This is a genomic window from Anaerovibrio sp., assembly GCF_045637405.1.
Taxonomy (GTDB): domain Bacteria; phylum Bacillota; class Negativicutes; order Selenomonadales; family Selenomonadaceae; genus Anaerovibrio.
Window position 1 is genome coordinate 1 of record NZ_JAZTZI010000154.1, and the last position, 8,676, is coordinate 8,676.

At 44.7% G+C, this 8,676-nt stretch carries 9 protein-coding genes and 1 riboswitch; of the genes, 8 read left to right on the forward strand and 1 reads right to left on the reverse strand.

Annotated elements, in window-relative coordinates:
• The 8 genes from ACKI5G_RS10530 to ACKI5G_RS10565 form a co-directional block, all read left to right on the forward strand.
• A partial coding sequence (locus tag ACKI5G_RS10530) for a methyl-accepting chemotaxis protein (protein WP_407400178.1) occupies positions 1-504 on the forward strand: 504 nt, incomplete at its 5' end.
• A 212-nt stretch (positions 505-716) separates the two neighbouring features.
• A riboswitch (cobalamin riboswitch) is annotated at positions 717-894 on the forward strand.
• 91 nt (positions 895-985) lie between these two features.
• Positions 986-1,975 (forward strand): ABC transporter substrate-binding protein, encoded by a 990-nt coding sequence (locus ACKI5G_RS10535; RefSeq protein ID WP_407400180.1) that lies wholly within the window; start codon positions 986-988, stop codon positions 1,973-1,975.
• Positions 1,976-1,992: 17 nt separating this feature from the next.
• Positions 1,993-3,849 (forward strand): TonB-dependent receptor plug domain-containing protein, encoded by a 1,857-nt coding sequence (locus ACKI5G_RS10540; RefSeq protein WP_407400182.1) that lies wholly within the window; start codon positions 1,993-1,995, stop codon positions 3,847-3,849.
• A gap of 148 nt (positions 3,850-3,997) precedes the next feature.
• Complete coding sequence (locus ACKI5G_RS10545) at positions 3,998-4,789, forward strand: dihydroorotate dehydrogenase electron transfer subunit (RefSeq protein WP_407400184.1); 792 nt, start codon at positions 3,998-4,000, stop codon at positions 4,787-4,789.
• Positions 4,789-5,712 carry a dihydroorotate dehydrogenase gene (locus ACKI5G_RS10550; RefSeq protein WP_407400186.1) on the forward strand — a complete coding sequence of 308 codons (924 nt, stop codon included), beginning with the start codon at positions 4,789-4,791 and terminating at the stop codon, positions 5,710-5,712. Before ACKI5G_RS10545 ends, ACKI5G_RS10550 begins: the two co-directional genes overlap by 1 nt.
• Before the next feature lie 695 nt (positions 5,713-6,407).
• Positions 6,408-6,623 (forward strand): hypothetical protein, encoded by a 216-nt coding sequence (locus ACKI5G_RS10555; RefSeq protein ID WP_407400188.1) that lies wholly within the window; start codon positions 6,408-6,410, stop codon positions 6,621-6,623.
• Positions 6,624-6,988: 365 nt separating this feature from the next.
• Positions 6,989-7,204, forward strand: coding sequence for a hypothetical protein (locus tag ACKI5G_RS10560; protein WP_407400190.1), 216 nt, complete (start codon positions 6,989-6,991; stop codon positions 7,202-7,204).
• Positions 7,205-7,567: 363 nt separating this feature from the next.
• Complete coding sequence (locus ACKI5G_RS10565) at positions 7,568-8,248, forward strand: NYN domain-containing protein (protein ID WP_407400192.1); 681 nt, start codon at positions 7,568-7,570, stop codon at positions 8,246-8,248.
• 70 nt (positions 8,249-8,318) lie between these two features.
• On the opposite strand, the gene ACKI5G_RS10570 is transcribed toward ACKI5G_RS10565, so the two are convergent.
• Positions 8,319-8,676, reverse strand: a 358-nt coding sequence (locus ACKI5G_RS10570; RefSeq protein WP_407400194.1) for a zinc ribbon domain-containing protein, incomplete at its 5' end; no start/stop codon positions are given.

An 8,676-nucleotide genomic window follows, 5' to 3' on the forward strand; every position in this document is an offset into this window, starting at 1 on the left:
GCCCTTAATGCAGCTATCGAGGCAGCCCGTGCCGGGGAGGCTGGTCGTGGGTTCGCGGTAGTAGCTGAGGAGGTTCGCAAGCTGGCAGAGCAGTCCCAGGAGTCTGCTGAGCAAATCAAGAACCGTATTTCCGTTATTCAAGGAGATACCAAGGAAGCTGTGGATGCTATGGAAGCCGGTACCCAGGAGGTTGCTATGGGTACACAGGCCATTCGGGATGTGGGTGAGCAGTTTAAGGATATTACAGCTCGTGTTTCCTCCATCAAGAATGAAATGGAAGAAATTAATTCCGCTGTTCAGACGGTTTCCAATGGAATGCGGAACGTGGTAGGTTCTATGGATAACATTGACAAGGTTTGCCGTGATACCTCTGAGGAAACCCAGACTATTTCCGCAGCAGCTGAGGAACAGTCCGCCTCCAGTGAGGAAATCGCTGCCGCCGCCAATGCCCTGTCCAGTCTGGCTACTGATTTGCAGACTGCCATGAGTAAGTTTAGGGTATAACTGGCTTGTAAATGCAAAGTATCACTTTAAGCGTTTTGGATGATTAACATTAAGAGCCATGATAGGATGAATTTACATCTTATCATGGCTCTGATTTTGTTATGGGACCTTTGTATCAAAATAAAATAATATTTTATACTATATAACTGTTAATTATATTTTGCATTGACAATAAATTCGTCTGATGATACCATGAGGAATGTATTTGAAAACAACAGAATAAAGGGTTAGGTGTCGCAAGACTTAATAGAAAAGCCGGTTAGAGGCCGGCGCGGTCACGCCACTGTATCGGGGAGCGAATCTGCATTTAATGCCACTGGGGAAACCTGGGAAGGAGCGGAGGAGCCATGATCCGGAGCCAGGAGAACTGCCTAATTAACAATCACCGTTTGACCTACGAGAGATGGGAAGGGGATTAGCGAGTTTTAGCCGTCCTTTTTCCATTTGGGGCGGTTTTTGTATTGCTTTGGGAGAGATTATAATGGGCAGATTTGTCAGATTGAATTATATATTTATTTTATTGTTGGTGCTTGCGTCTTTAGTGGGCTGCAAGCCGGAGGGAGAAAAGGCAGAAACCTCAGCCTCCTATACAGTTACAGATATTCAGGGTACAACCGTTACTATTCCCGCCAAGCCTAAGAGGATACTGACCATGTCCATGAGTACCGATGAAATGATGCTGGGTTTAGTAGAGCCGGAGCGCATGGTGGCAGTTAATAATCTGCTGGACGACCCATCCAGCTCCAATATGGTGGAGCTTGGTAAACAGGTTCAGACCAAGATTAAATATCCGTCTGTCGAGGAAATAGCTGCACTTCAGCCGGATTTGGTAATCGAGCCGGACTGGGGCGATTTATCAAGGGTGGCGGCCCTGCGGGATCTTGGAATTCCGGTGGTGGTCTGCAAGGGACCAAAGAATTTGCAGGATATAAAGGAAACTATTACCTTGTTGGCTCAGGCGGTGGGGGAATCCCAGCGGGGAGACATTTTGCTAAAGAAAATGGATGAAAAGCTGGAGAAAATCAAGGCCGAGGTAGCAGAAATTCCTCAGTCGGAGCGAAAAAGTGTATTGCTCATATCCCTTATGAAGGACTACGGTGGTGCGGGCTGTGCCTTTGATGAGGCATGTCAGCTGGCTGGGGTTATAAATGGTGCTGCTGCTGCGGGCATCCAAAATGGACAGATTATGACCAAGGAAAAAATGGTGGCCATAAATCCGGATATTCTGTTCTTACCATCCTATAACAATCATGGAGAGGTGGATATAAACCGTATCCGGTCTGAATACATCAATGACCCGGGGCTACAGGGAATGAAAGCCATAAAAAATGGTGCCCTGCTGATGCCAGATGAGGGTTATATATATAATTGCTCACAAGATTTTGTTTTTGCGGTTCAGGAGATTGCCTATCGGGTATATGGTGACAAGTTTAAGCTGGAGCCACAGCAGCATCTGTCAGCAGTTGAATAGTTAGAGGAGGCTTTTTGATGAAAAGGGATTTGAAAAAATTGGTGTTGGGCACCTTGGCTGTGAGCATGGTGTATTCCGGTGCCGCCGTATGTCAGGCAGAGGCCGTGGCACAAGATGACGATATTGTGGATGTGGTAGTTACGGCGGAGCGTATGCCATCATCCCGCATGAGCACCCCGGCTGATGTAACGGTGATTACCGCTCAGCAGATTGAGGATAATCGCTACAGTGATGTGGCTGAGGCTTTGACCCATGTCAATGGTGTAGTAGTAACCAATGGTAATGCTAACGGTGACCAGGAGGTAGTTATCAACGGTGACCAGCGTGTAGTTGTACTCATTGATGGTCAGCGCCTTAATAACGACCAGGGCTCCATGACACGGGCCAGTGTAAGCCTGGGGATGATACCGTCAGTAAAGAACATCGAGCGCATTGAGGTGGTAAAGGGTGCCGGTTCAGCCCTCTACGGCAGTGATGCTGTAGGCGGTGTGGTAAACATTATCACCAAGAAGGGTAGCAAGGCAGAAACCACCCTGGATATGAATATAGGTTCCTTTGGCAGCCACAACCTTGAGCTCGCCAACCAGGGCAGTGAAGGTGATTGGAGTTGGTTTGTAACCGCTGGTCTGCAGGAGCGGGATTACTTTAAATATAGAGGCAATAATGGGGAAAGCGTACGGCGTGAAAACAGTGGCTACAACAAAAAGAGCCTTTCTTTACGCTTGGATAAAAGGTTCACGGACAGCGACTCCCTGCGGTTAATGTTTACCCATAGACAGACTGATATGGGTATTCAGGAGGATGCTTTATTACGTCATCAGGACCATAATTATAATTATGGTTCCATTACCTATAATTTCAAAGAGGATCAGCCTGTATCAGGCTTCCTGCGTTATGCCGCTAATTATAAGTCTACTGATTATAAGGGTAAGTATGATACCCATACAAACAGCTTAGAATACCAGAATGGCTGGCAGTTAGGCAACCATAAGATTGTGGCCGGTGGCGAATGGCGCAAGAGCTCCTCCACCAATAAGCAGAGTGGCTATGAGGGCAAGGACATTACCACCTATGCCATGTTTGTTCAGGATACCATAAGATTGGATGATCAGTGGACCTTTGTACCAGGCTTGCGGATGGACCATCATGATGCCTTTGGTACCCATTGGTCGCCTAAAGCAGCGTTAAATTATCAGCCAACGAAGCAGACCAGATTGTATGCTTCTTGGGGCAAGGTCTTTAAGGCTCCTACCGCTGATGATATGTTCTATATTGATAATGCTTATTTCATGAGAGGTAATCCAAATCTGAAGCCGGAGTCCGGCCATGTGGAAACCGTTGGTGTAACCCATGAATTCTCTGAAAAGGCCGTATTGGATGTAAACTACTTCTGGAGCGACATTGATGATGCCATTAAATGGGTATATGATCCAGCTACTTGGTGGACGGATGCTAAAAATGTGTCCAATGAAAAGAAGCAGGGTATTAATATTTCCTTGAATGGTGCTTTGTCTGACCGTTGGTCCTACGAAGCCGGCTATTCCTATATCAGCAGTAAGACTGATGATAAAACTGTGCTCTATTATGAGCCAAACGGCTATCGCTTAGGCATTCATTACAACTGTGACCGGTGGAAGGCCAACCTTTTGGGCCGGTTTGGCAGTGGCCTCGATGATACGGCTTATGGTCGCAATCATTATGCTATTTGGGATTTCAATACCAGCTATGCGGCAACGGAAAATCTTGATATCTACTTCAAGATTAACAATATTACCAATCAGGTATACTATCTTGTACCAAAATCTACATGGTCTAACCAGTTCGATCCACTTCAGGGTCGTACCTTCATGGTTGGTGCAACTTTAAAATTCTAATAGAATTACATAATGTTAAATTAAAGTTATTTAAACCTTTAAAAGCTGTCCCTTGGGGCAGCTTTTCCTTTAAGAGATACTGAATAACCCTCAGGGGTGGCAAATTAGCTGGCAATATGGTTTAATAATTAAATGAGGTGATTGCGAAATGAACGAAACCAAAAAAATGGTGGAGATAGGCAATATTGTTTCCAATTGGGAATTATCTGCCGATGTAAATGCCCTGGTACTGGAGTGTCCGGAGATTGTAGCTGTGGCAAAGCCGGGGCAGTTTGTTATGATTAAAAACGAAATGGGCAGCACCTACCTGCGCCGTCCCTTTGGGGTTGCCGATGTGGATAAAGAGCAGGGGCTGTTGCTTCTAATATATCGTAAGGCCGGTAAGGGAACCCAGGAGCTGAGCCAGCTTGATGAGGGAGCCCCTATCAGCGTGGAGGGTCCATTGGGCAATGGCTTTTCCTTCAATAATGATGGTCGTACCCTGCTCATTGGCGGTGGCGTAGGCATTGCCCCTATTATTTATACTGCCCGTCATTTGGGTAAAGAGCTGAATGGCCCCAAGCCTGTTATTCTTTTGGGTGTACGCAATCACAAGGAACTGTTTTGGAGCGATTTCGTAGAGAATTTTGCTGAAAAGCTGGTATATACCACCGATGATGGCTCATACGGCCATAAGGGCTTTGCCATTGACGCCATTCCGGATATACTGAAGGAATATTCGGATATTAAGCATATTAAGGTTTGCGGCCCTACTGTTATGATGAAGGGGATTGCAGAGCTGGCCATAAAACAGGGCATTGAGTGTGAGGTTTCTCTGGAAAAGCGCATGGCCTGTGGCTTTGGTGTGTGCCTTGGCTGTACCTTTGAGGGTAAGAGCGGCAAGCGTTGGAAGGTATGCGGTGACGGGCCTGTATTTGATGCAGAGGAGGTATTTGGCTGATGAATTTAACAAGATTGGCAACTGATTTTGCCGGTATCAGAATGGCTACCCCTGTTATGGGAGCCTCCGGAACCTTCGGCTTTGGCGTGGAATACAGCGATTTCCTCGATTTAAATCAGGTGGGAGCCATTATTTCCAAGGGACTGACCCCACTGCCAAGAGCGGGGAATGAAGGGGTGCGTATCGCAGAAACGCCATCTGGTATGCTTAATTGCATTGGGCTGGAAAATCCCGGTATTGATGTATTTTTGAGGGATATTCTTCCTAAAGTAAGGAAAGAAGCGCCAAATACCGCCTTTATTGCCAATTTTTCCGGCAGTTCTGTGGAGGACTACGGCATAATGGCTGAGAAGCTGGATGTGGATGGTGTTGATGGCATTGAGGTCAATATTTCCTGCCCAAATGTTAAGGAAGGCGGAATAGTCTTTGGCACAGATCCAAAGGCAGCTGCTGCTGTTACCAAGGAGGTTAAAGCCCATACCAGCAAGCCAGTTATTGTAAAGCTGTCGCCTAATGTTACAGATATTACCGTCATGGCCAAGGCCGTGGAGGAAGCTGGGGCAGATGCTGTGGCTCTAATTAATACCCTTACTGGCATGGTAATTGACATCAACAGTTGGAAGCCACTTTTGGGTAATGTAACCGGGGGACTTTCGGGCCCTGCGGTAAAGCCTATTGCAGTGCGGATGGTGTATCAGGTGGCTCAGGCGGTGAATATCCCTATTATGGGATTGGGCGGCATTGCCACTGCTGAGGATGCCATCGAATTCCTGTTGGCTGGTGCATCCACCGTTGCGGTAGGAGCCGAAAGCTTCGTCCATCCTGACGCAGTAGTCCGCGTAGCCGAAGGCATCGACGCATATCTGGAAAAACATAACCTCAGCCATGTATCTGAGCTGGTGGGGAAGGTAAAAATAGGTTGATTTAATATAATACTAATAAAACAAAAGGCATTTGTAGGTTTAGATTGTTAATTTTCTAGGCTTGTCAAATGCCTTTTTATGTTTTCATAAGTAAAAAAGGATTATATGAATTTATAAAGAATATACTCAGAGAGAACATAGAAAATCATTTCCTGTGCAAGGAGATTTTTGTATGAAAAAAATAACTACATTGTCAAAACAAACCAAAGCAATATGGGGAAAACTATCTCACGATGGAAGTCATTGCCTGCCAAGCTGTATATGAATTTATACGAAATAGGAAAAATCTATAGGTGTAAAATTGGAAGCAAAGTGATTAAAAAGGGATCTTACATTTTTTAAGAATGGCGTAACAAAAGGGATCTTTTAGTCTAATCCCCGCGCGAGCGGGGGTGATCCCAATCTGGCGCAAATCGATGTGACTGGCCAAAACTAATCCCCGCGCGAGCGGGGGTGATCCCTACTGCGTAACCGCTTCCCCAAAGGGCTTGGTCTAATCCCCGCGCGAGCGGGGGTGATCCCTATGGCAAGGATAACTCCATCAATGTAGTGTACTAATCCCCGCGCGAGCGGGGGTGATCCCAAGCTCAACTGCTGTTCTAAATAGTCCGCTTCCTAATCCCCGCGCAGGCGGGGGTGATCCCAGCTGCTTGGGTATATTAACACAGCATCTGATATGCAGAAGAAGGGTGTAGGTGGACATGCGAAATGATTGGTATAAGCATAACCCTAAGGATACAATATGGTGGAAAGATACACCAGGGCAGATAGGTCTTTGGATATTCAGCTTTGACCAGAAGAAAGAATACTATATGTTTCGGGATTACCCATCTGCGCTGACCGATGAAGAAAAGGCCATATTTGATAGAGAAAACCCTTATTGGAAGAAGTTTTTTGCGGATAGACAGTAGGCATAGAACTAATCCCCGCGCGAGCGGGGGTGATCCCTACACGGCATACATATCAATGTTATATTGATTCTATTCCCCGCACAGGCGGGGGTGATCCCCGAGGGCTGCCAATAAAGCATAAGAGAGTCAACTATTCCCCGCGCAGGCGGGGGTGATCCCTGGACAAAGGCGTTCTATTTTATGACCAAGGACTATTCCCCGCGCAGGCGGGGGTGATCCCACTCCAATTGTTCCTTTTATGGATAAGTTGTAGTAATTCCTGCGTGAGCGGGAATGATCCAGAGTGGTATCGTGATGACAATCTCATTGATTAGTCTGCCCTGCGTAAGCGGGGATATAGGAATAAGCAGAGGAGGTGCATGGCTTTGTCAGTTAAGTATGAGTTTTACAAAGAAAATGAGAAGAACTTAATTTACTGGGTAGACAATCCACGCATAATAGGAGAACATCTTTTTAGTTTCGATAAGAAGAAGATATATAATCTGTTTTCTGATTACCCATGGAATTTGACTGCGGCGGAGAAAGAAATATTTGATAGAGAAAATCCATATTGGGCGGATTTTTTCAAGGACCGCAACTAGTTTGTAAATCCTTTGATATGTACCCTCTTTCTTGGGCAACCAAGAAGGAGGGATATTTTATTATTGTACTAATAAAATAATATCTATTGATAAAATTACATAAATATATTAAAATAATATTAGTATATAACTAAAATTACAAAGACACAGGTGCTTGGGTATATACACTTTTATGTGGGGATAGTGATGTTGTGCTTTATGCAAATTGTTGACAACGGGTTTGTTTAAGGGTAATATTATCGTACCTAGAGGTTTCTGCCACTAGGTCATTTAAATAGCTTAACAGGCCCTTGGTAGTACGCTCTCCGATGAAACTGGAGCAGTGGAATCCCTGGGCCTCTTTTTTTTGGAGGAGCATTTAATATGATAAAAACAGCTATACTTGTTGATGGCGGATTTTACCGCAAACGGGCACGCCACCAGTGGGGTATAAAGTCTCCCGATGAAAGGGCCAAAGAGCTGAGTGCATATTGCATGGCACATATGAAGAAAAAAGATGGGGCAAATACAAGACAGCTTTACCGAATTTTTTATTATGATTGTGCTCCTTATAAACGCAGTGTTTATCATCCTTTGACTAAACAAAACATAGAGCTGGACAAATCTGATACTTATACTTGGACATTTGCTTTTCTGGAAGAAATGAAGAGAAGGCGTAAGTTTGCCATCCGCCTTGGTGTATTGGCAGATAAACCTAATTATAATCTGAAGTCTTCAGTAACCAAGGATTTATTAAACCATAAAAGTACCATTGATGATCTGAAAGAGAAGGATTTTGAATTCCATGCAAAGCAGAAGGGCGTGGATATGAGAATAGGTATAGATATTGCTTCCCTTGCTTATAAGCATCAGGTTGACCAGATTATCCTTATTGCAGGAGATAGCGATTTCGTTCCAGCCGCTAAACTTGCAAGGCGTGAAGGGATAGATTTTATACTTGATCCTATGGGGGCTGACATCAAAGATGACTTATTTGAACATATTGATGGTTTGGAAACGCCGTGGAAGCACCCGCAATTATCCTTCAATGAAACAGACTTTTAATATAAAACAAAGAAAAACCGCCAATAACTGGCGGTTTTGTCTTGTAGTATAGTCAACTTTTTCTATATGATCAATATAATTTTATTCCACAGTTTTGGCAGAATTTTGCTCCTGGAAGCAGCTTTGTGCCGCAGCTGGTACAAAACTTTTTTATGCGTTTTTCCTTGAATACAGGAGCCATGGGATCATCAGTTGCCAATTGCTTCAATATCATGCGCAGTACAGGAATCAGCATATCATTTGGGACATATATCTTATAGGTATCTGATACCGGAGATACTCCTTCAGGATAATACATTGTCAGATCAAAGCCAAATTGGGATTTTGTAAGCTGAATATTGCTTCCTATCAATCGTCCCATGGGAATAAACCAAGGATAGCCAAGGATATGCATACCTTTAGTGGTAAGGAGAAAACCCTTGTTAGGG